This is a genomic window from Phycisphaerae bacterium, assembly GCA_024102815.1.
Lineage (GTDB): Bacteria > Planctomycetota > Phycisphaerae > UBA1845 > UBA1845 > JAGFJJ01.
This window is the reverse complement of sequence record JAGFJJ010000059.1, coordinates 125342-151273: the sequence shown is the minus strand read 5'-3', so window position 1 is coordinate 151273 and position 25932 is coordinate 125342. Positions and strand designations below refer to the sequence as shown.

The 25932-nt window shown below is 61.7% G+C and carries 21 protein-coding genes and 2 tRNA genes; 10 read left to right on the top strand and 13 right to left on the bottom strand.

Annotation, left to right across the window (positions count from 1 at the left end; all coding sequences use genetic code 11):
- Positions 1-158: 158 nt before the first annotated feature.
- From J5J06_15175 to J5J06_15150, 6 genes are all read right to left on the bottom strand, one after another.
- Positions 159-1379, bottom strand: coding sequence for an HpcH/HpaI aldolase/citrate lyase family protein (locus J5J06_15175; protein ID MCO6438430.1), 1221 nt, complete (start codon positions 1377-1379; stop codon positions 159-161).
- 50 nt (positions 1380-1429) lie between these two features.
- Positions 1430-2803 (bottom strand): MmgE/PrpD family protein, encoded by a 1374-nt coding sequence (locus J5J06_15170; GenBank protein ID MCO6438429.1) that lies wholly within the window; start codon positions 2801-2803, stop codon positions 1430-1432.
- A 1-nt stretch (position 2804) separates the two neighbouring features.
- On the bottom strand, positions 2805-3356 hold the full coding sequence (locus J5J06_15165) for an HDIG domain-containing protein (GenBank protein MCO6438428.1): 552 nt from the start codon (positions 3354-3356) through the stop codon (positions 2805-2807).
- 51 nt (positions 3357-3407) lie between these two features.
- Complete coding sequence (gene lysF / locus J5J06_15160) at positions 3408-5384, bottom strand: homoaconitase (protein ID MCO6438427.1); 1977 nt, start codon at positions 5382-5384, stop codon at positions 3408-3410.
- 47 nt (positions 5385-5431) lie between these two features.
- Positions 5432-6619, bottom strand: a complete 1188-nt coding sequence (locus J5J06_15155; protein MCO6438426.1) for an isocitrate/isopropylmalate dehydrogenase family protein — start codon at positions 6617-6619, stop codon at positions 5432-5434.
- Between the two features lie 195 nt (positions 6620-6814).
- Positions 6815-8086, bottom strand: a complete 1272-nt coding sequence (locus J5J06_15150; GenBank protein MCO6438425.1) for a hypothetical protein — start codon at positions 8084-8086, stop codon at positions 6815-6817.
- 223 nt (positions 8087-8309) lie between these two features.
- On the opposite strand from J5J06_15150, the gene J5J06_15145 reads away from it, so the two are divergent.
- From J5J06_15145 to metF, 8 genes are all read left to right on the top strand, one after another.
- Positions 8310-9164, top strand: a complete 855-nt coding sequence (locus J5J06_15145; protein MCO6438424.1) for a hypothetical protein — start codon at positions 8310-8312, stop codon at positions 9162-9164.
- A gap of 189 nt (positions 9165-9353) precedes the next feature.
- Entirely contained in the window at positions 9354-9563 is a 210-nt protein-coding gene (locus J5J06_15140) for a ferredoxin (GenBank protein ID MCO6438423.1), read from the top strand.
- Positions 9564-9695: 132 nt separating this feature from the next.
- Complete coding sequence (locus tag J5J06_15135; protein MCO6438422.1) at positions 9696-10490, top strand: hypothetical protein; 795 nt, start codon at positions 9696-9698, stop codon at positions 10488-10490.
- A 242-nt stretch (positions 10491-10732) separates the two neighbouring features.
- Positions 10733-11683, top strand: a complete 951-nt coding sequence (locus J5J06_15130; protein MCO6438421.1) for a hypothetical protein — start codon at positions 10733-10735, stop codon at positions 11681-11683.
- Positions 11680-12588 (top strand): heme o synthase, encoded by a 909-nt coding sequence (gene cyoE, locus J5J06_15125; protein ID MCO6438420.1) that lies wholly within the window; start codon positions 11680-11682, stop codon positions 12586-12588. Before J5J06_15130 ends, cyoE begins: the two co-directional genes overlap by 4 nt.
- Before the next feature lie 38 nt (positions 12589-12626).
- Positions 12627-13061 carry a DUF420 domain-containing protein gene (locus J5J06_15120; protein MCO6438419.1) on the top strand — a complete coding sequence of 145 codons (435 nt, stop codon included), beginning with the start codon at positions 12627-12629 and terminating at the stop codon, positions 13059-13061.
- Between the two features lie 404 nt (positions 13062-13465).
- Positions 13466-13548 (top strand) — tRNA-Tyr (locus tag J5J06_15115).
- A 14-nt stretch (positions 13549-13562) separates the two neighbouring features.
- The gene (gene metF, locus J5J06_15110; GenBank protein MCO6438418.1) at positions 13563-14432 is read left to right on the top strand and encodes a methylenetetrahydrofolate reductase [NAD(P)H]; all 870 of its coding nucleotides are present in this window, start codon (positions 13563-13565) and stop codon (positions 14430-14432) included.
- Here metF and J5J06_15105 read toward each other — a convergent pair.
- The gene (locus J5J06_15105) at positions 14429-15535 is read right to left on the bottom strand and encodes a type II secretion system protein (GenBank protein MCO6438417.1); all 1107 of its coding nucleotides are present in this window, start codon (positions 15533-15535) and stop codon (positions 14429-14431) included. The two genes, metF and J5J06_15105, sit on opposite strands and share 4 nt — an antisense overlap.
- Before the next feature lie 453 nt (positions 15536-15988).
- Between J5J06_15105 and J5J06_15100 the strand changes: the two genes are divergently transcribed.
- Positions 15989-16957 (top strand): hypothetical protein, encoded by a 969-nt coding sequence (locus J5J06_15100; GenBank protein MCO6438416.1) that lies wholly within the window; start codon positions 15989-15991, stop codon positions 16955-16957.
- Between the two features lie 119 nt (positions 16958-17076).
- Here J5J06_15100 and J5J06_15095 read toward each other — a convergent pair.
- From J5J06_15095 to J5J06_15070, 6 genes are all read right to left on the bottom strand, one after another.
- Positions 17077-17149, bottom strand: a tRNA-Thr gene (locus J5J06_15095).
- 198 nt (positions 17150-17347) lie between these two features.
- Complete coding sequence (gene gcvH, locus J5J06_15090) at positions 17348-17728, bottom strand: glycine cleavage system protein GcvH (GenBank protein MCO6438415.1); 381 nt, start codon at positions 17726-17728, stop codon at positions 17348-17350.
- 41 nt (positions 17729-17769) lie between these two features.
- A complete protein-coding gene (gene gcvT, locus J5J06_15085) occupies positions 17770-18879 on the bottom strand; it encodes a glycine cleavage system aminomethyltransferase GcvT (GenBank protein MCO6438414.1) in 1110 nt (369 codons plus the stop codon).
- Positions 18880-18962: 83 nt separating this feature from the next.
- Positions 18963-19625: a nitroreductase family protein gene (locus tag J5J06_15080; protein MCO6438413.1), complete on the bottom strand. Its 663-nt coding sequence runs from the start codon at positions 19623-19625 to the stop codon at positions 18963-18965.
- A gap of 63 nt (positions 19626-19688) precedes the next feature.
- A complete protein-coding gene (gene ndk / locus J5J06_15075) occupies positions 19689-20150 on the bottom strand; it encodes a nucleoside-diphosphate kinase (protein ID MCO6438412.1) in 462 nt (153 codons plus the stop codon).
- Between the two features lie 270 nt (positions 20151-20420).
- Positions 20421-22598: a S41 family peptidase gene (locus J5J06_15070; GenBank protein ID MCO6438411.1), complete on the bottom strand. Its 2178-nt coding sequence runs from the start codon at positions 22596-22598 to the stop codon at positions 20421-20423.
- A gap of 446 nt (positions 22599-23044) precedes the next feature.
- Here J5J06_15070 and uvrA point away from each other — a divergent pair, with 446 nt between their 5' ends.
- The gene (gene uvrA / locus J5J06_15065; GenBank protein MCO6438410.1) at positions 23045-25891 is read left to right on the top strand and encodes an excinuclease ABC subunit UvrA; all 2847 of its coding nucleotides are present in this window, start codon (positions 23045-23047) and stop codon (positions 25889-25891) included.
- The last annotated feature ends 41 nt before the right edge of the window (positions 25892-25932 follow it).

Here is a 25932-nt window from a genome sequence, read left to right as displayed (position 1 = left end):
GAATGGGGGGCGCGGCCTTGCGCCCTGTCGGACGATGCTTGCCGATTCCCTTGAAGGGCACGACGGGGCGGCCGTTGATTTCCTGGGGAACTGGGCGGCCGAGCGCATTTGCGACGAGTTCTTCGACCAATTGTGTCATGCGGATTCCGATCTCAGGTTTATTGCAGCAGCGCCATCTCTGCGAGCTTCACGACGCGCTGGGCACGTTTCACAACCGGCGGGTCGATCATCTTGCTGCCCAGGGCCACGACCCCGAGCCCCTTCGCCTGAGCGTCCTCAAAGGCGGCCACGATCTTGCGGGCTTTCTCCAGTTCTTCCGCTGCCGGAGCGAAGGCCTCGTGAATTACGGAGATCTGCCGTGGGTGGATGCAGCCCTTGCCGTCGAAGCCCAGCGATTTCGCCTCGAGCACACTGGCACGAAGGCCGTCCATGTCGGACACGTCAGAGAAAACGGTGTCGATAGGCTGGACGCCCGCCGCGCGGGCCGCGTTGACCACCTGCGAACGCATCCAGAAACTCTCACGACCTTCCAGCGTGCGCTGCGTGCCGATGTCGGCCGTGTAGTCCTCCAGCCCGACGGCCAGTGCAATCACGTTGGGACTGGCGGATGCAATAGCGAAGGCGTTGATCGCACCCTTGGCGCTCTCGATAATGGGCATGAGGAAGACTGTCCGCGTCGCGCCGTCCTTAGATCCCGCGCTGCCGAGGATCGCGGTGATGCGTTGATCCACGGCGCGAACCTGCTCGGCCTCTTCCACCTTGGGAATCAGCACCACGTGCAGATTGTGGGGGATAACGAAATCTAGATCGACCAGTCCGCGCTCGCCCTGGTTGATGCGGACCATGCGTTCGGCGCCGTAGAAATTCAGCGTGCGCAGAGCATTGCGGACGAGAATTCGGGCCGCGTCCTTCTCCGGGGGAGCAACGCTGTCCTCCAAATCGAGGATCACGCCGTCGGGACGATGCAGGCCGGCGTTGAGCATGAATTTCGGCTCGTTGCCCGGCAGATAAAGGCGCGACCGGCGGAAGCGATCGCGCCGCGTGGGATAATCCGTTCCGTTTTTCCACGGCGGCAAGTAGCCTTGTCCGACCTTAGTCCCGAGTCGTCGGACGGCCGCTTCGATCCGGGCGGCGATGACGAACGGTAGGGCCCCGGCGTCTTCGACTTCGACCCGTGCGTGCTTGAGTCCCAGCGCCGCGACAACTTCGCCGACCTGCGCGCGGATCGCCTCGCCGTACATCGTCTCGACCTTGGTTCTCACGTCGAGCTCGATGCCGCCGGTATCACGGCGCTGAATGTTCACCCAGCAATCCGAGCGAACATCCGGACCTCTTCTCCCAGCCGACGCCGTGCCTGATGCTGTCTCAACGCTTGCCACCACAGCCTACGTGCACCTCTTTCCTATTGCCTGTCGCCTGTTGGCTTTTCTCATTTGTCTGACACTGTCAGTTTCATCAACTCGCCGACGTTCGCCAGATTTTCCAGCGAGAAGATCGCTTTGCGGAGCGCATCACGTCGCGCCGCGGACATCACCGGCTCCGCCAGGGCGTCGAACTTCACCTTGAGCTCATCGTCGGTCATCGGATCACGCGGATCACCCTTGGGAACGTCCAACTGATGAACGTGTTTCTTGCCGTCCACGGTTGTAATGGTCACGCGCGTGCATTGCTTCGCCGGGAACGCCTTCTCGAACTCCGCGTTGGCTACGACCTTGACCTTTTTCATCTGCGCCCGCAGACGCTGGTCCCAGAGCTTGTTCTCCTTGAATTCCAGCGGGGTGACCCGGCCCTCTGCGACCGCCGCGGCGATGCAATACGGCAGACTGTGATCGGCCGACTCCTTGCTCTGCGGATCGTACTTCGCGGGATCGGACAGGATGTCGGCCGCGCGGGCGATGCTCTCGATCAGAACGTTCTCCACGTTCTCGGCCTTCAGGTGATGCTCGTGCATGATGTGCAGCGTAGCCGAAACGGGCGAGTGCATGAGCGCCTCGATCGGATAGGACTTCATGCCGCAATCGCCGATCATGAAGCGCTGGCCAAGCTGGTCGGTAATCCAGCTCATGTCCCACTCCTTGCCGAGGCAGTGAGTCATGCCCTCCTTGCCCTCGATGACGCCTTCCGGACCTGTGTAGCCCTTCTGGGCGAGCAGCGCCGCTTCCACGCCCGCCCGCGTGGCCATCGGGCTCACCGTGTTCTTCATCATGGTGAGCTTGCCCGCGACGGCGCAACCCAGGGTGAACGTACGCACGCTGGCAATGCCGATGGCATGCTGCATTTGCTCCCAGGAGAGCCCCAGCATGCGTCCCGCGACGACCGGAGCGCAATAACCCATCAACGTCGCGTGATGCCAGCCACGCTCGCGGATGCCGGGCACGGCGATGTGACACACACGCATGCCCATTTCGTAGGCGAGAATGATGCCGACAATCAGGTCCTTGCCGCCGAGTCTCGCCCGCTCCGCCAGGGCCAGCGGCGCGGAAAGCAGGTCTGAGGGATGGGACGGATCCTGCTTCCAATAGATGTCATTGTAGTCCATCGCACGGATCATCAGGGCGTTGACCATGGCAGCATCAACTGGGTTCATGCGATCCCCGGCGCCGATGACGGTACACGGCCCGCTCCCTTTCATCTCCCGCAGGTAATCAAGGAAAATCTTGACGTCGTGCGTCTGAAACCCGCCCAGCCCGCAGCCGATCGTGTCGTACAGGAAGCGCTTGGCCGCGTTGACCGCATCCGGCGGGATGTCCTCGTATCGAAGCGAAGTCGCCCAGCGTGCGATGGTCTCGGTAATGGTCGGCATGCTACTTTCCTCTCTTGCCCAGGGCGCAGGCGATATCGAAATCGATGAAATCCGCGTGATGGAAGATGATGGACTCGATCGTCCGCTGCACGTGATCGCCTTCCTTGGAGTGCGTGGCGACGATGTGCATGACTTCATCCGGCAGGCCGTGCTTCCAGCACATGCCCACGCCGCTGAAGGGATGCCGCAGCATGTCACCCCGGTGCCCCTTGGCCGGCTTGCCGTCCTTGCGGACATACTCGATCGGTTTGCCCACGTCCGCCAGCAGCGCCCCGGCCACGAGGTGGTCGTGGTGGATCGGCACGCGCGTACCCCACATTTCGTTGAGCACCACCTCGACAACCAGGCACATGCGCACACAGGAGCGGACGTGCTCGATGAAGTTCATCTTGATATCGCCGGCCAGCAACGTGAAGGGAATCTTCTCCAGCTCCGCGGGTTTCCAGCCGCCCGCGGTGATGGCGTCCTCCCACACGGCCAGCACCTTACCGCGCAGCTCCGGATCGTGAATCTCGTTGATCTCGGGAAGCAGCCTTTCAATTTCCTGACGCATGTTCACCTCTTCGATGAGAATGCGGGAGGCCCAGCAAGGGAACCGCGCCCGCTACTGCTGAATCTGCCGCCGAATCACCTCTTCGAATCCGCCTTGCACGACCAGTTCCTGGGCCACTTCGCCCAGCGGGGAGAAGCTGTACGTATTGTTCGCCCCATCCGAATTAGCAATCTCCAGCCTCGACGCCTGGAAATCCACCTTGGCCGACCAACTCGTGCGGATCGTCAACGCCTTGTTCGTTGCGAACGCCTTCTTCAGATCCTCGACGAGTTGCGGGCACTCGATGACCACGTACCCGTTGTTGAACGCGTTGCGCTTGTAGGTCTGCGAATACGACCCGGCGATGAGCATCTGGATTCCGCGGAACTTCAATGCCGTCGCCGCCTGCTCGCGCGAGGAGCCGGAGCCGAAGTTGAACCCCCCGACCATGATGTCGCTCTTGCGGGCAATCTTCTGGAACTCGGGGTCGTAGTTGAGCATGGCCACCGCACCCATCTCGTCTGGTGACATTCCTTCCTTGTAGGTGTAGTCCTTGCCGTAGATACCGTCGGTATTGAGGTTGTCCTTGGGAATCCAGAGCAGCTCGCCTTCCATCGATTTCGGGAATCCCTCGATGATCTTCACGGAAGTCGTGCTTTGCGCCGGCTCTGTCGCAACACGCACCCGGCACTGCTTGCGAAGCTCCTCGACCGATCCGTCCCCGCCCAACTCGCCCGGTGCGGAAATGCGCCCTTCCACCGCCGATGCCGCCACAACCGCGGGACTGGCCAGATAGACCTGCGACTTCGGCGATCCCATCCGGCCCTTGAAGTTGCGGTTCGTGGCGGAGATGCCCACCTCGCCATCCGCCAGCACACCCTCTCCCAGCCCGATGCATGGACCGCAACCGGGCGGCAGGGCAATCGCCCCCGCATCCACCAGCGTCTGCCAATGGCCCAGCCGCTTGGCTTCCTCTTCGACTTCGCTCGACGCCGCAGCGATGTAGAACTTGACATGCGGCGCGATGTGATGGCCGTCCACGATCATCGCTGCCTCAACGAAATCGGCGAGGCGCCCGTTGACGCAGCTCAACAAGTAGGCCTTGTCGACCTTGACGTTCTTTCTCTGGATTTCCGGCAGCGGCGCGATGGTCTTTACTTCATTCGGGCCGGCAACGAAGGGAACAACCGCACCAAGATCCAGTGTTAAGACCTTGGCATAAAACGCATCTGCGTCAGCCTCCGGGAGTTCGGACTCGATGCGTTCGATGAGCTCCGGCGTGATCCGCGGATGTTGGTCGCCTCGAGCCTGCATTACTTCGTAGCGCGACGTCAAGTAATCGCGCGTCGTCTTGTCGTACGGGAAGACGCCGGCCAGTGCCCCCCACTCGGTGGTCATGTTGGCGATGGCCAGACGTTCATCCATGCGCAGGTGCGCCACCCCGGGACCGGTGAACTCCACGCAGCAGTTGAGCACGTCGTCCTGATTGAACACGCCGCAGAGGGTGATGATAACATCCTTGCCCGAGACCCCGGGACGCAATCGGCCGGTCAACTCCACCTTGACGATGTCCGGCACCTGCCACCACGTTCGTCCGGTCGCCCAAATCGCCGCCGCATCCGTTCGAACCACGGGCGTTCCCAGTGCCGCCATCGCTCCGTACAGATTGGAGTGCGAGTCCGAACCGACGACGAACATCCCCGGAAGCGCAAAGCCCTCCTCCACCATTACTTGATGTCCGATACCGCGACCGGCCGGGTAAAACGCGATCCCGTGACGCTTCGCAAACGCCTCGATATCCGCATACTTGCGGAGGTTCTCCTCGCTGTGGTTCTGGATGTCGTGGTCGATGGCGAAAACCGGCTGGGTGCGGTCGAAAACGCCCTTCGCCCCCATGCTCTCGAACTTGGGAATCACGGCCGAGGTGTTGTCATGCGTCATGATGTGGGCGGGTTTGACGGAAAGGAAGTCGCCGGCATGAACTTCGTGCCCCGCTTCAAGTCCGACCGCGTAGCGCTGGGCAATCTTCTCAATCAGCGTCTGTGCCATAAAGCTGACTCTCCGACCGTTGTACTCAGTTATTTGTTCTGAGGCTTCTACAGCTTTTTCAGAATCGCGTCCGTCATCTGCGTGGTCGCCGCCGCTCCCTGCCCGATGACTTTGGCCCCACCGGCAAGGCGCATCATGTCGTACGTGCGCACTCTGCCTTCGGCGATGACCGCCGCCACCGCCTTGCGGATCCGGTCCGACTTCTGCTGCTCGCCCAGATGATCCAGCATCATGCACGCGCTGAGGATCATGGCGATGGGATTGACGATCGGCGGATTCAGCATCTCGTACTTTGGCGCCGAGCCGTGCGTGGGCTCGAATACGGCCACCTCGCGCCCGAGGTTGGCGCTGCACGCGAAGCCTAGCCCCCCCACCAGTCCCGCGAATCCATCGGAGACGATGTCGCCGAACATGTTGCCCGACACGATGACGCCGTAGTCCTCCGGATTCTTGGTGAGCCACATCATCTGGGCGTCGATGTTCGTGTCCCAGAGCTGGATGTCGGGGTAATCCGAGTGAACCGCCTGCGCCTCGGCCAACATCATGCCCGACGTCTCGCGGATAACATTGGGCTTCTCACATACCGTCACCGAGCGATACCCGAATTTCTTGGCATACGCGAAGGCCTCGTTGACGATTCGACGGCAGGCCGCGCGGGTAAAGATCCGCGTCGAGACGGCCAGGTCCTCGCCGGGAACATTCTTGAACGGCTTCATTCGCGGATGAAGCTCCAGGGCCTTGCGAACCTCCGCCGGCGGATTTGTCCACTCCACGCCGACGTAGAGACCTTCGGTATTCTGCCGGAAGATCACCGCGTCGACCTTGGGCTCCTCGAAGCCCTTTCCGGACTGGTCTCGTCGAATGAAATTCAGCGGGTTGCCGGGAAACGAAAGGCAGGGGCGGATGCAGATGTCGAGGTTGAAATGCTGCCGCATCTTCACGATGGGACTGGCGTAGTCGTAGCCCTTGTCGCGCAGCGCCGGCGACAGTTCCGCCGCAGCCGCCTTCTTCGGCTTGGAGGTAATCGCCCCGAACAGGCCGAACTTGTGCCGCTCGAGCAGCTCGATGGTGCGGTCGGGCAACGCATTCCCTTCCTTGCACCAGAAATCCCAGCCGATGTCGCCGTGCACATAGTCCGCCTCGAAGCCCACAGCCTCCAGCACGCGCAGCGCTTCCGGAAGGACCACTTTGCCGATTCCGTCTCCCGGCATGGTCACCACGGTCCGCTTGGCCATCTTGGGTTCTCCTTGAAGGAATGTTCTCGACCGACCCGCGCAGGCGCTCTTCCGCGTTCTCCGGGATACGCCGTACCTCCCAGCGGAAGTCATAACCGGCGGGTTGCCCGTCGCAAAGCGCGCTAGAATAAACTCCGCCCAGCAAGTTTCGTGCCGAGAGAATTCCGAGGCCGCTCAGTTGTCCGTTACAGACGCCTACGGCGCACTTGGACAGGGAAGGCTGATCTTCTCGCCCAGCCAGGGATCGAACGCGCCAACGCCGTCCAGAAGGCTGACGAGCGTGGACACGTCGCTTGCATCAGCCGCACCCGAGCGATTGATATCCGTGGCGTAGTCCGGAAGCGGGCTGACGTCATTCAGATCATCAATCAGGGCGATGACGTCATATGCGTTGGACATGCGACTTCCGTTGACGTCGCCCGGAAGGAACCCCAGGCAGAACTCGTCCCCACTGGACGTGAAGCCGACGCAGGTCCAGTCGTTCGTGGGAATGATGGAAGAGAAATTGACCGTCGCCACGGCGCCGGCACCCCCGACGCTGGAGATCGCCAAACCGGATGTGATCGAGAAATCTCCGGCCGACAAGGTGGAGACGTCGCATTCGGCGTTAAAGTCGAACTGAATACTGTTCCAGCCCTGCAGGGCAACCTGGTTGTTGCTTGGGTGTGGCTGCCGGGCATCAATGGCACAATTCGGCGGGTCGCTCGAGATGACCGCCGAGCAATCGCTGCCCCCTCCTACGACGATCGTAGCCGGAATGAAGGTCTGGATGGGGATGTCCTTGACATCGTCATCGGCCATGTAGGTCGAGAGCGGATCTTCAACGAAGCCGATCGTGTACGTGCCGGCCGCGCCCTCCGGGATATCCAGGATCAACGTGCCGAGGTAGTGATTTGTTCCCTCATCGAGCGCGCCTTGTGGAGAGGACCTCACCGCCACGAACTCGTATGACAGACCAATATTGAAATTCACCGCCGTGATAGGGGAGTTGGCGTATAGTACGAACGCCGGATTTGGCACGCAGGGACCATCGGCCGGGTCGATCGCAACGCAGGGAGTCTCCCCGCTGGCAGGAGTCCCTGGAGACGGGCAGCCCGGTCGCCCACTGAAAAAACAGACCTGACTCGCAATGTAGCCGCCGTGGCTCTCGGTGGAAGTGCCGAACTCAATCGGCAGCAAGGGCGTGCCCGACCCGCTGGAGAAACCGTTGTCACCGTCAATCTTCGCACCGGCGGTGCCAAGAAACGTGTTGGGAACGACGCTGTCCCAGCCGTACATGAGGATGTGCAATTCCACTTCGACGCCGGCGCCGCCGGTGGGAATCTGTATTTCGTTGCCGTTGATTACGCTCGGACCCGTACTGCCGACCGGACGCAGCTCGGCAGTCTGTCCGATTGCGGGCGCAACGAATACGGCTAGAAACAGGCCAACCCTGGCAAAGCTGAATTTCATCACCCCAACCCCCATGATGGTAAACCCTCGCCGATCTTATACAGTTGGCTACGCTATTTCCATCCGGGCTCGTAACGGCGTCATCGGGGATCGCCGGATCGGGACACCCGTCGGATTTGCCTGATAGCGAGGAAGTTTGCCGCTTGGTGAGAACCTCCGTACACCGATAACCGTTATTGCTTTACCTATGCCGCGTCGGATCGCCGCCATCCTCAATCCCATTTCCGGGCGCAGGAATATGATTCCTGTGGTCCGCGAGGTCGGTCGCATTATCGAACGCAACGGAGGGACCTTTGCCATCGAGACAACGCGTTCCGGCGGCCATGCCACGGAATTGGCGGCCACCCTGCAACGGCAGAGTGACGGAATTCTCGTCGTCGGCGGCGACGGAACCGCCTGCGAGGTCATCAACGGACTGAACGGGTGCGCGTCCCCCTTGCTCCTGCTCCGCACGGGAACGGAAAACCTACTGGCGCATGAGCTCATGATGCCGGCTGAACCCAATGATGTCGCCATGACCCTTCTGTTCGGCGAGCCCTTTCCCGTGGACATCGGAACGATGAACGAGCGGCGATTCCTGGCGGTCGCCGGCGTCGGGTTTGACGCCGAGTGTGTCGTACGCATGTCGCGCATCCGTACCGGCCACATCACGCGAGAGGATTATTTCTGGCCGATCTGGCGTACGTTCTGGGGACATCGCTTTCCGGAGCTCTCAGTCGAGGTGGACGGCAAGCCGGTATTTCGCGGCCGAGGTATCGCACTCGTGGGTGTCATTCGCACCTACGCGGCGGGATTGGACATTCTCTCCCGGGCGCGCTTCGACGATGGACTACTGGACGTCTGCGTGATGCCTTGCACCGGGCGGCTGGAGCTCCTCGGGCATGCCGCCCGGGCCTCACTGCGCAGGCACATCGGACGGGGAGGGGTTATCTATCGCCAGGGTCGCCGGGTTCGGGTCGCCTCACCCGATTCTGACGTGCCCGTGCAGGTCGACGGCGACTACGCAGGCACGCTGCCGGCGGTGTTCGAGTCGGTACCCCGCGCAGCTTGTTTCCTCCGGCTTGGCGTCAGACGAGAGGGAGGAAACCTCTGAAAACCCCGGTCGGGTTGACGGCGCCCCCCGGAGTTCGAACAATCCCGTTCGATATCGATTCGGGCCGAATTGATCCGCCGATTGCTCAAAGGAAACCTGTCAGCGACCACAAGCACCGGTCCGGCCGGTCGCGACAGGCGAAGGCCCGTGCCCGCATCGGGAGAACATGCTTTGGCATCAGGGCCCCGAATCATCCGCGTCTGGATTGAAACCGGATGCATCGTCTGCGACGCCTGCGCGTCTGTTGCTCCGGATGTTTTCGATGTCCGGGAAGACGGTTGCGTCATTCGCGCGGAAGCGCATTCGGAAGCGTTCCTTGCGCCACGCAGCCAGGCGATTTCGGATGCAGCAATCGAGTGCCCGGTTGAAGTGATCAGCATCGAGCAGGCCGCGGAGTAACCCGCAGGTAACTCGCAGCGCAAAACGCGGTGTTTGAGCTTCCGGCCCGCCGGATCGACTTGCCGAAGGCCAGACGATTCCGTAGAAAAACACGCTTTCAGCAGAAGTGTTCCGCCCCAGGAGTATGGATCAATGACTCGCGGTGCCATTGTCGTTGCAATATTCGGCATGATGCTGTCCGGCGCCGGGCAGGTGGTTTGGGCCCAGGCTTCTTCGATCGAAGGAAAAGCGATTTTTGCCGGCGACCCGTCGCAGTACCCGAGAGAATTCGTCTCAGCCACATCCGACAAGGGATGCGGTGAGGGAGCGGCCGTCAAGGAGGATGTCTTCGTCAATCCGACGAAGCCGCCGACGCTCCGTAACGTCGTCGTATCGGTTCGGCAGGGACTGGGACGAACGGTCTTTTTCCTACCCAAGGATGAGGTTCGGATGACCATCCAGGATTGCCGATTCGTGCCTCATGTTGTCGATCTGAACGAAGGCCAGCCGTTGCGGTTGGTCAACATGGACAACCAGACGCATAAGATCCGGATCCTGGCTTCCGTGAATGAGGCGACAGAAATTGAACTTCCGGGCAAGGAGGCGGGCGGCAAGGACGTGGTCCTGACCTTCAAGGCGGAAGCGCCGATTCAACTGGTGAACGCGGAGCACCCCAACCTGACGGCATTCGTCAGCGTATTCGACCAGCCGTTCCATGACGTGACCAAGTCCGATGGCTCCTTCACCATGGTCGGGCTTCGCCCGGGCACGTATCTGGTCGACGCGTGGCACGAGGTATTCGGAGGACAATCCACGTGGGTCGTTGTCGAAAAGGCCGGAAAGGGCATGGTCGACTTCGTTTTTCCAGAACCGGCAAAGACCAAGAAGGGTGAAGGCGACAGCGCTGATTCCGACGGCGCGTCGAAGTCGGATGCGTCCGGCAACTAGCGATTGAACAGGCCCTTGTGCGCAGGAGTCTGGCGGTTTGTGCGGCAATTTGCCGCAGTAATGGCTTCACCGTTCTCGTCTTGAATGTAATCTCCGGTCGCCTACCATACTCGGGAAGCCCACCGTCCGGACCGGGCTTTCGCTGTGATCATGCCAGTGAACCGCCGGCCGATTGCAGTATCGGCGTGCCGTAGTTTGCGAAGAGCCGCGGCCGGGATATTCTGCATTCACTCGAACATGCCATGTCCATGACGTCGTCCATCGCTGGTCATGTCGGCCCCGCGGCTCGGGGACGCGCGGCGCTTCACGTTGCAGCGGTGGTTCTCGCGGTGCTCGTTTTTCCCTTACTGTTTGTCGGTGCCGGTGTTACGAGCAAGGGTGCGGGGATGGCGTACCCGGACTGGCCGACCTCGGGCGGACATCTGCTCAATCCGCCGGGATGGTGGGTGGTCGAAGCGACGCGCTGGGAGCACGGACACCGGCTGATTGGCTGGACCGTGGGGATGACCGCCATCATCGTCGCCGCGCTTGGTCATCGAATGGGCGGCGTGCTCCGCGTGCTGGGTTGGACAACCCTGGGAGCAATCATCATCCAGGGCATCCTCGGCGGAATGCGCGTCTGGGAGGTCTCCACGCTGCTGGCGATGATTCACGGCGTTTTTGGGCAAGCCTGCTTCTGCCTCGCGGCTTGCACAGCACTGGTTTCCTCACGCGCGTGGTCAGAGGAACGAGACGGCCAGCGGGCCGATGCCGCCGGCTTCTTGCGCGGTCTGTCCACGCTGGCCGCGGTCGCGACCTTCATCCAACTTCTTACAGGAGCCCTTCTGCGGCATTTTCTGAACAACGCCGCCCTGGTCGTCCATCTTTTCTGGGCCCTGGTTGTCATGATTCTCGTGGGCTGGGTGGGGATCTGGCTGGCGGGATCGTTCTCGCGTGCAAGCGCACTCGGCAAGGCCGGGCGAGCCCTTGGTGTGCTGCTTGCGATCCAGGTCGTGTTGGGGGTCGCTACGTTCATCGTGATCTTCGGCGGCGTTACAGACTGGCCGCTGCTGGCGTGGCTGCTCCCGACCGCGCACACGGCCGTTGGCGCGCTGCTGCTGATGACCACGGTAGTAACGCGGGCCGCTGTGGGGCGGATGATCGCGTTCGATCCGACTCCAGGGAGGGTGACTCTCTCGGAGTCGCCAGCATGAGCGATACCGTTCCGGTTCGGTCCCTGGGGGTTAACCTGCGGGCAAAGACGGCCGCGCTGGTGGAGTTGACCAAGCCGCGTATCGCCATGCTCGTTCTGATTGCAACGACCGTGGGGTTCGGCCTTGGTCAGGAGCGGTATGTGGACCTCCACACGCTCGCCCGGCTTCTGTTCGCCGTACTGGGAACGGGGCTCGTGGCCTGTGGCGCCAATGCGCTGAACCAACTCTTCGAAATGGAATACGATGCGTTGATGTCGCGGACGGTGGATCGTCCGCTGCCCTCGGGTCGCCTGGGAGAAGACGATGCGCTGGCCTTCGGCGCCGTCTTGGCCGCCTCGGGCCTCGTGCTGCTGGCTGCGTTTGTGAACAGCGTGGCGGCGATTCTCGCCGCGGCAAGCTTTCTCAGCTACCTTCTCCTGTATACCCCCATGAAGCGTATCTCCCCGACCTGCGTGTACATTGGTGCGGCTCCGGGGGCGCTTCCACCGCTGATCGGTTGGGCGGGGGCTACGGGGCGAATCGGCATTGAAGGCGCCGTTCTGTTCCTGATTGTCTTCCTCTGGCAAATGCCGCACGTTGCGGCAATCGCCACGCTTCATCGCGACGACTACGCCCGCGGCGGTTTTCGATTCCTGCCGGTCGTAGATAAGCAGGGCCGAAAGACGCGTCGGCACGTCCTGTCGTTCGGTGTTCTGCTTCTGCTGGCGAGCTTGCTTCCCGTCGCGGCCAGTGGTCATTCCTGGTTCTACGGAGTCGGCGCCGTGCTGCTGGGAATCTGGTTCCTGCGGTCCTGCATCCGTTTCCTCAGGGAAGGAACACGCCGGGCGGCCCGGTATTGCATGCTCGTCTCGGTGATCTACCTCCCGCTCGTACTTCTCCTGATGCTTGTCGATCGAACGCTCTAGCTGCGTGCTGCGAAACCAACCTGCCGGAGCCCTCGCCGTTGCTCGAGATTTCCGACCTCCCTGCGGTCAATGCGACGCTCAACGCCTTGGCGCTAATATTCTTGATCATCGGCCATGCGATGATCCGGCGGCGCAACATCGGGGCGCATCGTGCGTGCATGATTGCGGCATTCTCCATCTCGGTCCTGTTCCTGGTCTCGTACCTTACATACCGAATTGCGGGCGCGGAGAAGCGATTCGGAGGGATCGGCTGGATCCGGCCAGTCTATTTCTTCATACTGTTCTCGCACGTCATCCTGGCGGCTTCGGTGCCGGTGCTGGCCGGACGGACGCTGTATCTGGCACTCCGCGGCAGGTTTGACGCCCATCGCCGCATAGCCCGTTGGACGTATCCCATCTGGGTGTACGTGTCGATTACGGGCGTCGTGGTTTATATCCTGTTGTTCCAGATCTACGGACCGTCGGGGCAATGATGGGAGGATTCTCGGACGCGACGCATTTCTCAATATCGGAAACGCAAGTTCCGATGGACTGCGGGGTCATCGTTCCTCGTGGAGAAATCAGATGAGCTGGTTCCTGGCCATTACGGCGTTGCTTCTTTCGACGATGCTGAGCATACTCGATTTCCTCGTGCAGACCGCCTGATCGTGCGGTGGTGATCCGTGCCCCGTGGGACCTCACGTCAACGTGTAATATTCTCGGACGCTCGCCGCGGGCGCCGGGAGGGTCGGGATCGCGAGAACATTCAGAGCGAGGTTCAAGCTTCTCATTGCCCGTGGAGCTGCGATCCGCTTGCCAGCGCGGGTAACTTCCGATAGAACGTGGCCCGCTTCAGTCGATAACCCGGGACGGCGAGTCCGTTTCGGGTGGCGAAGCGGGGCGTGTGCCCGAGCGGCCAAAGGGGACGGGCTGTAAACCCGTTGGCGTTAGCCTTCGCAGGTTCGAATCCTGCCGCGCCCAGTCGGGCGGAAACCATGCGCATACGAGACCAGCTCGGCCGAGGCCGGCCATCATTCTCTTTCGAGTTCTTTCCACCCAAGGACGACATCGGCTTTTGGGACCTCTACAAGACCGTAGAGCGCCTCAAGCCCCTGGGGCCAACGTTCGTCTCGGTTACGTACGGAGCGGGCGGCTCGACCCGCCGCAAGACCATTGACCTGGTGGAACGCATCAAAACGGATATCGGGATCGAGCCCCTGGCCCACCTGACCTGCGTGGGATCGACACGGCCGGAGATCGGAGCAACCGTAGATGATTTGCGCCGCCACGGTATCGCCAATATTCTGGCCCTGCGTGGCGATCCGCCGGAGGGCGAAAAGCGATTCGTCCCGGCCGAAGGGGGATTCCACTACGCCGCGGAGCTGGTGGCGTTCATTCGGGAACGATGCGATGTGTGCGTTGGAGCAGCCTGCTACCCCGAAGGCCACGTCGAGGCTGCGGACATCCATGCCGACATGGATTACCTCAAAGCCAAGGTCGACGCCGGCGTGGACTTCCTGATCACCCAGTTGTTCTTCGACAACGATCTGTTCTTTTCGTTCCGTGAACGCGCGGAACGAGCGGGCATTCGCGTACCCATTGTCGCGGGAATCATGCCCATCCTGAGCGTCAAACAGGTGAAGCGCTTCACAACCATGTGCGGAGCGTCCATTCCCGCGCGACTGCTCAGGATGATCGAATCCGTGGAAGACGACGCCGAGGCCGTGAGGCACATCGGCACGTACCACAGCACCCAGCAGTCGATCGGCCTGCTCGAGGGCGAAGCCGCAGGCATCCACTTCTACACGCTCAATCGCTCGACCGCGACTCGGGCGATCTTTCAAATGATTCGGACGATGGTTTAGTCGCGCTGGATGATGAAGTTGAGGACTTCATTCGCGCCGGACAGCGAATAGTACTTGTCGCCCCACTTGCGATCCTCGACGGTGTTGTAAATCGTGTCGTTTTCGGCGTGTCCGTCGCAGTAGAGGAAATTGGCGCTGCCGCCGAACTTCTTGCGATAGACGCGGTCCGCCCAGGGATGATCACGCCCGACCGCGTTGAGCTCCGAAGTACCCGTCTCGATCAGATTCTTGGCCTGACGAATCTCCTTGTAGGGAAGAATCCCCCAGTCGTTCGTCGTCGGGCCCAGGGTGCTCTGCTGGCCGTACATGAATCCCGGCGCCCGGTCCGGCGCCTTGTACTCATCGAAACCCGCCCCCACGTGGTAGAACGGATTCAACGGGCGGTGGGACTTAACCAGCAGGTTGCCGCTGCCGCCGGAAATAGCCTGACTCTGCCAGTTGTTGTAGAACTCCGTTGCGAGGATGGTATCACCGGGGCGGTTGATCTGATTCTCGCGCACGAAGACGTTAACGCGCTTACCACCCGAGGCCACGATGTTGAACTTGTTGCGGGGCATAATCGCCGCATTCGCCGTAATGGCCATGCGCGACGCCTGCTTGTCCTCCGTGTACGAGGGCTTTCGCTCAGCGGGTTTGGGGTTGCCGTTGATGTCTTCCTGACCGGCTTCCCAGCTGGCCGGTTCCGGGCCGGGGTTGGTGCGGGGCGCTCCGCCATTTTCGTACGTGGGACACTCGAAGGCCTTGTCTCCGACATTACCGTCGTCGAATAGGTAGTATGACCAATGCAGATAACCCACATCCGACCGCGGCTCCTTCGGCTGGGTCGCCGGCGACCACCGTCCGTCCTTGTCGTCGGGATACACGTAGGAGGGCGCATAGACCGCCTTTGAAACATACAGGTAGTTGGCGTTTGCCAAACTGACCGAGTGCATGTTGGACGAGCAGACAACAGTCTTGGCGTGCTCCCGAGCCGCTTGGAGGCTGGGAAGCAGGATGGCCACGAGCAGCGCGATGATGGCAACGACCACCAGCACTTCAATCAGAGTGAATGCCCTTTTCGACCTGCGACCGCGCCGAGAGAATCCGTTCCTGAGGCAACTCATCGGTGTACTCCGAGTATGGACACTGTTCCGGAAATGCGGATACGCTTTTCCGTCAGCGAGGAAAATTGTCACCACCGCCGGATGACAAGCCTCGAGATGCCATCGCGCCAACGCCCCTCATGCTACCCCGGAATCGTTAAGGTTTTTTTAAGGGAGATTGAGGGCAATCTGTTGAACGACGGCAAATGTAGTGCGTCGAACGGCGCGTCCTGCCCCTCGGGCGACAAGATTCGTCTTAGAGGTGCCGGTCCGGGTTCCCTCCGGAGGCAATGTTCGGACCCAGGATGCTCTCCGACCTCTCGGACGCAAAATCGCTCACGTAACAGGTGTGAAGCGCGTCCTGAGGTACCGGTTGTCGAGCGGCGAACTTGGTTCGCCGACAATTGTTCTGCTGGGCTCGTGTCTTCGAACCGACTCGATGGAGAGAGCGGCTTCAACCAAACGGAGTACTTTGTGGCAATCGAATACCGATCTCTGGCCTGCCGGCTCTTCGGATTTCTTTGGGCGTGCACATTCGCGCAACTCGCCGCGGCCGGCTGCAGCGGGCCAGCCACGGCAGCAGGCGATCCCTGTGCGGGAAGGGAGGAATGCGACCGCCAGACCTTCGGAGAGCTCCATGTGACTACCGGAGCCACGATGGACGGGTTTCGATCGGTGGTGACTGGAGTCATCGGCTCGGCCGAAGTGCTCTGGTCGACCTCGAGCGAGCAAACGACATTTCGCTACAAGCCCGCAGACGGTGTGCAGGGACCGGAGGTTGCAATCGCAGGAGTGCCAGCGGACACCGCGGGCGCGAGTCGCGCAGCGGCGCTACTGTATGGATACGACATGGCTTCCCGCGGAGAATTGGCAGCGAGAGCGCCTGGAGCGGCTGCCTGGATCGCGGCGGCACGCTACACCGGCCCGAACGGCGTGGAAAACACCGCCGGGTGTGATCAGATTCATGTCTTCGATTGCGGGACAAAGGGCGCGTGTTGCGACGAACATGACGATTGCATCAATGAGTTTTGTGGGGGCCAAGGCGGCTCCGGCAATGTGCTGCTCGCATTGCAGGCAGGGTACACGGACCAGCCATGCTCTCCGGCATGCGTGCAATGCCACGGCGCCGTGGTCCGGTGCTTCTTTGACAACGGCGAGCCGGGATCGAGCCACTGTTGCGATGCGGGAGACTGTGGTCAGGCGCAACAATGCATGATTGATGGCGTGGTCATTACCGATCCATGCGAATGTGAAGCTGCCGGTGTTGAGAGCTCGAGCCAGTGTTTCAGCGAATGCCCGCCGAACGCATGTCATGAAACGCCGCCAATTCTCGACTTCCCGGGCTGCATACCGGACGGCGAGCCCTCGCTGCATGCTTGCCAATGTTGCGGCTGCGTGCTCCTGATAACGAATGCCGACGGCGGCGGGGAATGTTCTCGGTAGGCGACGGGCTTGCGGTACGAGGTCGGACCACGCCAATCGAATCCGCACTCGGTTCTGCCCGTTGTCGAGCCGTCCTCAGAGATTTCGTAAACTACTGATTTTTCAGGGGTTTGCAAAATAGCCACCGAAGGGACTCGAACCCATAACCTGCGGTTTACAAAACCGCTGCTCTGCCAATTGAGCTACGGTGGCAAGGTGAATGCGGCATCGGGCGATACGCACGAAGATGCTCATCGACGGGACATCCTAGCAGTTCGCCCGGCCGGCAGCCATTATCCGGGATCCAGTGGGATTCCTGGCCCAGCGCCGAGCGTCGCAGCATGCCGCGCCTCGCTTCGACCGACAGAAAGACTGAAGGTTCGCCAAAAACGGGGGGATTAAGAAATCGGATTATCCTCTCGCGTACGACTTGTATTCCTTCGAGTCCATGAGCTGTTCAAGCGCCGCCAGCGATCCCACCTCGAACTTGACCAGCCAGCCGTCCTCGAAAGCGTTGTCGTTGATCAGCTCCGGATGGTCGGTGAGGTTCTCGTTAATCGCCAGGACCTTTCCCCCGACGGCCGTGAACAATTCCGATGTTGCCTTGACCGACTCGACTTCACCCACGACGTCGCCCGGCTGGAACTGCAGCCCCACCTTGGGAAGATCAACGAACGTGATGTCCGTGAGTTGATCGGCCGCATGCTGGGTGATGCCCATTGTAACCGTATTTCCGTCGGCCATGTACCACTCGTGCGTCTCGGAGTACTTACGATCGCTCGGAATCGACATTACTCAACCCTCAATCTTTTCCGGGTGGATCCGTCTGCTGGTCACTTACCGCGCTTGTAGAACGGCATGGGCACGACCCGCGCCGGGACGCGCTTCCCGCTCAGTTCCACGTCCAATGCCGTGCCCGGCTCGCAATACGCTGTTGACACCATCGCCATGGCGATGCTCTTGCCCAGCGTCGGGCTCAGCGTCCCGCTGGTGATCTCCCCCCCAACACCGTCGGCAGCGTGGACAGGCTGATGCTGCCGTGCGATCCGCCGCCCGTCAAGCTCCAAACCGATAACCTGCCTAGGCAAGCCGCGTGCCTGTAGCTCGCGCATGGCCGACGCACCGATGAACTCCTTCTGGAGATCCACGCACCAGGCTTGTCCGGCCGTCAGCGAATCCCAATCCTCGCTCAGTTCGTGTCCGTAGAGGGGCATCGACGCCTCAATACGCAGGGTGTCGCGCGCCCCGAGCCCTGCCGGCCTGATCTCCGGGTGAGGGGCGTCGGGCGTCCCCAGGACGCGAGGCAGGAGCATCGCCGCGGCCCCCGCCGGCAGGACCACCTCCACGCCATCCTCGCCCGTGTAGCCGCTGCGGTAGATCGTGATGGGCATACCCAGGAACTCGAACGTGCGATGCCGATAGCGCTTGATGGTGGAGAGATCCTGTCCCGAGACTTCCGAGGCAAGATCCATGGCGCGGGGACCCTGGAACGCGAGCATGGCCGTAGCCCGCGTCTGGTCTTCCATGGCGACGTCTGCCCCAGCCCGGTGCATTTCAATCCAGGCCACAACTTTGTCGCGATTGGACGCGTTGCACACGATTCCCCAGTGTGTCGCGAATCGCGATACGATCACGTCATCGAGAATCCCACCGTCCTCACGACAGATGTGCGCGTAGTATGACCGCCCCACTTCCGCGCCAGATAGGTTCCGCGTGCACAGGCGATTGAGGAACGTCTCGCAATCCGTCCCGCTGAGCTTCAGCCGCCCCATGTGCGAGACGTCAAACATGCTGCACGCCGAGCGGGTATGCACATGCTCCTCAGTGATGCCGCGATAGGAAATGGGCATTTCCCAGCCAGCGAATTCGACCATCCGCGCCCCGAAGGCTACATGGGCGTCGTGTACGGGCGTATGCAACAACGTGGGGGCCGATTCCTGCATTGTGTTCACCTTTGCCGACAGCGCGTCTCGCTTCACAACGGGCGGTAGCTGCGCGAGTGGCCGTCGTCCTTCCAAGGCAATCGTTATCTATTCCACTGCAACGCACGTGCCAGCGGCTTCTTGGGAATATCCGGGACCGTGCAATCCACAGCCGGGAATCCCACGGGGATGAGCAGGAACGGTTTCTCATTGCTCGGCCGGCCCAGGATCTCCCGCAGAAAGCGCATGGGGCTCGGCGTGTGCGTCAGCGTGGCCAACCCGACCTGATGACATGCCATCAGGAAGAAGCCCGCGGCGATGCCCGTCGATTCTGCGGGGTAGTAGTTCTGATAGCGCGTGCCGTCAATCTCTTCCCAGTCGATTCGAAAGAGGATGATCAGCCACGGCACGATCTCAAGGAACGGCTTGTCGGCGTTGGTCCCCAGCGGCTCGAGCGCGTCAAGCCATTCCCGGGGCATGCGATGTCCGTAGCTTTCTCGCTCTTCCCTTTCGGCAGCAATGCGGATTTCGTGCTTCAGGGTGCGATCATTAACGGCCACGAACCGCCACGGCTTGCGGTTGGCTCCGCTGGGCGCGGAGTGTCCCACGGCGATACATTTCTCGATGAGTTCGGCCGGCACGGGATCGCCGCTGAAGAAACGGCAGCTTCGGCGCGCAGACATCTCCGCCAATACGCTTTCGGCGCGCCCGGCCATTTCCGTCGAATCGCGCCGCCGGAATTCGTAAGGGATCATCGGCGCGGGCATGGGGTCGTTCTCTGACGATCGGCATCCTGACTTCCCGCAACTACAACGGCGGAACGGGATTTGCTACACGTCGTTCCTGGGGAACACCCACTCACTTCCGGCGGGCGTGAACTCGATCAGCTCGTCCGCGGAGAAATAAAGCTCGATTTCCGCCCTGGCCGTCTCAGGGGCGTCGCTGCCATGGATCAGGTTGAAGGAGCGGCTGGCCCCGAAGTCGCCGCGAATCGTACCCGGCGCGGCCTCGTAACCGAATGTCTTGCCCATGAGCGTCCGGGCAATCTCGATGCAACGGTTTCCGGCCAGAACCACGACCACTACCGGCCCACTGGTGATGTAGTCGATCAGTCCGGGATAAAACGGCTTGCCCTTGTGCACCGCGTAGTGTCGCTCAGCCAGCTCGCGCGAAACGCGCATGAGTTTCATGGCTGCCACGGCGAGGCCCTTGTCCTCGAACCGCTGCACGATTCGTCCAACCAACCGGCGCTGCACGGCGTCGGGCTTGAGAATAACCAGTGTTCGCTCCACCAAGTTCGTTCCTTCCTCGATTGACAGACTTCGGAGGGATCGGTACGAACAAGGCCGACCGACCACCAAGCGCATTCAGTTGACAGGCCGCAAACCCGCGAAATTTAGGCCGCGCCGCGACAAGCGTCAAGGGAGGAAACCTCGGCCTCAAGCCCGGCGGCGGCGTGGTCGGGGAGACGCCCCAGCCCCATGCGACTGGGCAAAGTGAAGCGGCCTCGACGGGCCGGAAGACCTGCCGAGGCCGCTCAATTAGTCACATTCGAGGTGCCCTTAGGGCTTGCGAATCTCTTCCTTGTTCTCCACGTCCACAGCCGCGAGCGTCGGATTCTCGTTTTCAATGAGACGTACGCGCATCACGAGCAGCGCCGCATCAAGCTGCGGGTCGGCCATGGGACGATCGTTTTCGTCGTCCTCTTTGAACGGCGGCGGACCGACGATCTCATCCTCTTTATCCTTGCTCACTACGGCGCCTATGTCGTCGTCATCGGCCCCGGGCTTGGGCGGCCCCAAACGGTCCGCCTCGCGACGTGCCTTCCACACGTTCACCCGTTCCCATCGCGTCAAACGCACGTGGATGTCCGGCTCGACGCCCCATTCGGAAGAAGTAATCTCGCGATGCAGCGATCGGCCGTTGGGCAGGTAGTATTTCGCCGTCGTCAACTTCAGTTTGGCATTGGAGCGGCTGAGCTGGATAAGGTTCTGCACGCTGAACTTGCCGAACGTACGCTCACCCATGACCACACCATGCTCATTGTCCTGGATGGCGCCGGCCACGATTTCCGACGCGCTGGCGCTGTTATCATTGACCAGCACAAGGACGGGCAGATCGGACCAGGGGCCGTTGCTCGTCGCCCGCAGCGTATCGACCGCATCCGGATCGCGCCCGCGCACGACCACGACCTTCTCGCCTTTCTTCAGGAACAACGACGACAGATCAAAGGCGGAATCGAGAAGCCCGCCGGGATTGTCGCGCAGGTCGAGCACCAGACCCCGAAGGTCTCCCGCTTCCAACTCGCTGAGTACGTTGGTCACATCCTCGACCGTGTTGGCCTGGAATCCGGTGATACGGATGTAGCCGATCCCGCGATCCTCGTCGAGCCAGTGCTCCCAGCGCTCCTCATGTATCGGATGGCGCCGCAGTCCCTTGACCGACTGGATCTTCACGCGAGCGCGTTCCAGCTTGAAATTCAGTTTCTCGTCGTCGCGACGGACGGTCAGTTCGACCTCCGAACCCTCCGGCCCGGTGATCGTATCGACAACCTTGTTGATGGAAAGACCCTTAATGGCGTCCCCATTCACGTGGGTGATAATGTCTCCTGCCTGGATACCCGCCCGATACGCCGGCGTATCCTCCAGCGGGGAGACCACTTCGATCTCCTCGGTGGCCCGGTTTTTTACGATCGAAATACCGACGCCGATAAAGTCTCCGCGGGTGTGTTTCTCAAAATCATCCGCATCTTGGGGCCAGATGATCGTGGTGAAATCGTCGAGCGGCTCGAACGCGCCGCGCATCATCTCGCTGACCACCAGCGACTCGGGCAATTCCACGGTCTGCCGGCTAATATCCAGCACGCGACGGAAGCTCCGCTCGACATCGCGGCGCGAAATGTCCGGCGATTCCTGAACGCCTCGCGTCAGGGCGTTGATTCGGGCCACGAACTCTGCGCGATTCCGCTCGTTGCCCAACCGTTCAAACTGCTTTTGCGCACTCTTCGAGTCTGCGAGCAGGAGCACGGCATCCAGTCCGTCTTCCGCCATGGCTTTGAAATCGGGCGGGACGACGTAATACAAGGCGATGCTCTCCAGCGCCCGGCGGGCATCGTCCCAGCGGACGTTTTCAATCGACTCCTCCCAGTGCGCCTTCTCCGTGAACATCTCGTCGAGGCGCCAGTGAGTCAGGACCTCTTTCTCGAGCTTCTTGTATCGGGGCTCGTGTTCAAACAACTCGCCCAAATAGGAGTAGAACAACCATGCCTCCTGCCATTCCTGCTTGCCGCGATGGGCTTCCGCGGCCTCCAGGGAGCGGTCCACGAGATCATGGAGCCAATCCGCCTTCAGGAAGGCTTCGCGATCGTCGCTGACGTCACGCGCCAGGATCGCCCAGCGGAGGGCTTCGTCGTAATCCCCGCGCTCAATGCGGACCTTCGCAAAGTCGACGTAGCGATTGAATTCCGCCTCGTCGAGCTCATGCCGTTCTTCCTGCTCCTTGCGGAAGTCTTCCAGCCAGTCAACGACAGTGCCCGTAACCGGGTCCTGCTCCGGAAGCTTCTCCAGCGTCGAGCCGGCCTGATCGAATTCGCCCTGCAGGATCTGCCGCACGCCCTGCTGCCAGATCCGGTCCGCCGATCGATCCTCGGGCGCACCCCGGAGCACGACCGGCGTTCCCAGAAGCAAACCAAGCGCGACTGTTCCTTTCAGCGTAAACCCGCGAGCTTTCCAACTTCGCATGACGACTCCTTCAATGATCGGTTCCGATGATCGGTACGCAGACCTGGTAGGACCCCTTCCGGTCGATCCCGCTGGCCAGCGTGGCACCCCTTTGAAAGGCCTGTTCGCCGCAGGCAACGGCGAACGAATTCCTGATTCCGGTGCCGGTTACACGAGCACCAACGGCGGGTGAGCGAATAACCGGACAAATCGACGTGCCCAATAAGTATAAGACTCGGTTGGCGGGCGGTCCACGCCGCCGGACGGCCTCTTACGAGGTCCGACAATGATCCAAGGCCGTGCTGTACTGCACCCTGCCGGCACAGGGCGACGAGCCCTCGGAATCCGTTATTGAAGGGCAACGCCGCCTGTCGTACGCTTCCGGGCTGCGCGCCCGACGCGCCTCGAAGAAGTTTTCGAACCGGTAACATTCACAGCCCGGGCACTGCCCGCGCAGGTTTCGCCCCATGTCCGATTCTTCGTGCATCCGCATTATCGGCGCCCGTCAGCACAATCTTCGGACGGTCTCCGTGGATATTCCCCGCGGACGACTGACCGTCGTTACCGGTCCATCCGGCTCCGGGAAGAGCTCCTTGGCATTCGACACGCTCTACGCCGAAGGTCAGCGCCGGTACGTGGAGTCTCTTTCGGCTTACGCCCGCCAGTTTCTCGAACAACTTCCCAAACCCGACGTTGAACGCATCGAGGGGCTCTCCCCCACCATCGCCATCGAGCAGCGCGGGACGACGCCGGGACCCCGTTCGACCGTTGCCACCAGTACGGAAATCTACGACTACCTCCGCGTGCTCTTCGCCCGTCTGGGCCGCCCGCACTGCCCCACCTGCGGCCGCGTCATTGCCCGCCAAACGGTCGCCCAGATGGTCGATGCTGTGCTCGTCGACGAACGTGAACGACGCATTCTCGTTCTCGCGCCGGTCGTCCAGGATCGCCGCGGCGCCCACGAACAGCTTCTACAGCGCGTCGCCCGCGACGGTTTCACGCGCGTGCGTGTCGACGGAAGTGTACACGCCATAGACACGCTCCCACCCCTCGACGCCCGTCGCCGTCATACCGTCGAGGTCGTCGTGGACCGCCTCGTCGTGCGAGCCGGCATCGCCCAACGACTTGCCGACAGCATCGAGCTCGCCACGCGTACCGGCGACGGCCGGGTCATTGTTGCCGGAGAATCCGCCGACGGTCCGACGGGGTGGGTGGATGAACGATTCTCGGCTTCCCTCTGCTGCCCCGATCACCCCCACGTTATCGTCCCTGAGCTTACGCCCCAGCTTTTCAGCTTCAATTCTCCGCACGGAGCCTGTCCGAAGTGTCATGGTCTTGGCACGACACTCGAATTTGATGTGGACCTCGTGATCCCCGATCGCGAGCGATCCCTGGCGGAGGGCGCCGTTGCAGCCTGGCGGAACCAGGGAAAGCGGCTCAACGGTCTTTACGCTCGACTCATTGCCGAATTCTGCGAGCACTTCGGCGTGCTTCCCGATGCTCCCGTCCGAACGCTCGCACCGCAGACGCTGGACCTGCTTCTACACGGCACGACCGGGGAGCAGGAGAAGGAGTTCGGAGCTGCCTTTGAAGGGGTCCTGCCCAATCTTCGCAGGAGATGGGCGGACACGGATTCGGATTCCCTCAAACAGCGGCTGCACGCGTTCTTGAGCGAGTCCCCCTGCCCCGCCTGCAACGGATCGCGGTTGCGGCCGGAGGCGCGTTGTGTACTTGTGAAGGAGCTGAACATTGCCGAACTGACGAGCCGTACCATTGCCCGGGCCAAGACGTTTTTCGAATCCCTGTCCTTCGACAAGAGCGACATTCCCATTGCTGAACCACTGATTCGGGACATTCGCCATCGACTCCGCTTCCTGAACGAAGCCGGCCTGGAGTACCTCTCGCTTGACCGCACCACCGCAACGCTCTCCGGCGGCGAATGGCAGCGCATTCGGCTCGCCACGCAGATCGGCGGCGGACTCGCCGGCGTGTGCTACGTTCTCGACGAGCCCACGATCGGACTGCACCCGCGAGACAGCCGCCGATTGGCCTCCATCCTTAGAAACCTCGCAGACCTCGGAAACACCGTCGTCGTCGTCGAGCACGACGAAGAGATTATCGTGGCGGCGGACCATCTCATCGACGTGGGCCCCGGTGCCGGAGACCGCGGCGGACGAATCGTCGCGGAAGGCCCACCTCACGCCGTACTGAGGTCCGACGAATCCTCCACCGCCCGTTTCCTTCGCGGCGAACTGTCGATTCCCGTTCCCGATCGCCGCCGCGAGCCCGATTTCGATCGCTGCGTTGCACTTACCGGCGTGACTGCCAACAACCTCAAGAATCTCGAGGTCCGCTTCCCGCTAGGCCGTTTCCTCTGCGTGACCGGTGTCTCCGGCAGCGGCAAGAGCACGCTCGTTTCCGACGTGCTCGTTCGCGCCCTGCGACGCGCCGTCGAGCACAAAGGCGCTCGCCCGGGATCATTCCAGGAAATTCGCGGCGCCGAACTCGTGGACCGCATCGTCGAGGTTGATCAGTCGCCGCTCGGCCGCACGCCGCGCAGCAATCCCGCCACCTACGTCGGTGTCTTCGATCTGATTCGCAAGCTCTACGCCCGCACGCGCACGGCACGCATCCGCGGATACGGACCCAATCGCTTCAGCTTCAACGTCAAGGGTGGACGGTGCGACGCCTGCGAAGGCCAGGGCACGCGCCGCGTCACCATGCATTTCCTCCCGGACGTATTCATGACCTGCGCCGAGTGTGGCGGTTCCCGCTACAACCGCGAGACCTTGGAGGTCCGTTATCGCGGCAAGACCATCGCCGACGTGTTGGACATGCGCGTGGAGGAAGCGGCCACCTTCTTCGAGCAGTTTCGACTTATCCGCAAGCGTCTCCAGGTCCTGCGCGACGTGGGCCTGAGTTATGTCGCCATGGGGCAAGCCTCGAACACGCTCTCCGGCGGCGAGGCCCAGCGCATCAAGCTGGCCGCCGAACTACAGCGCGGGGGCGAGGGTCACACGATCTACGTCCTCGATGAGCCGACGACAGGCCTGCACTTCGGCGATGTGCGTCAATTGGCGGCCGTGCTGAACAGACTGGTCGAACGGGGTGATACCGTCCTCTGCATCGAGCACAACCTGGACATCATCAAGAGCGCCGACTGGATTATCGACCTCGGACCGGAAGGCGGTGACGCCGGCGGATTCCTCGTGGCTGAAGGTCCGCCGGAGCAGATCGCCCAAGACGCGAAAAGTCACACGGGCCAGTTTCTCAGACCTCGGCTGCTCGGCGTGGCACCGCTGGTTCGCGCATGACCGCGCCGTCCCGCCTTGAGCGGCTTCGGCAATGTGCAGGG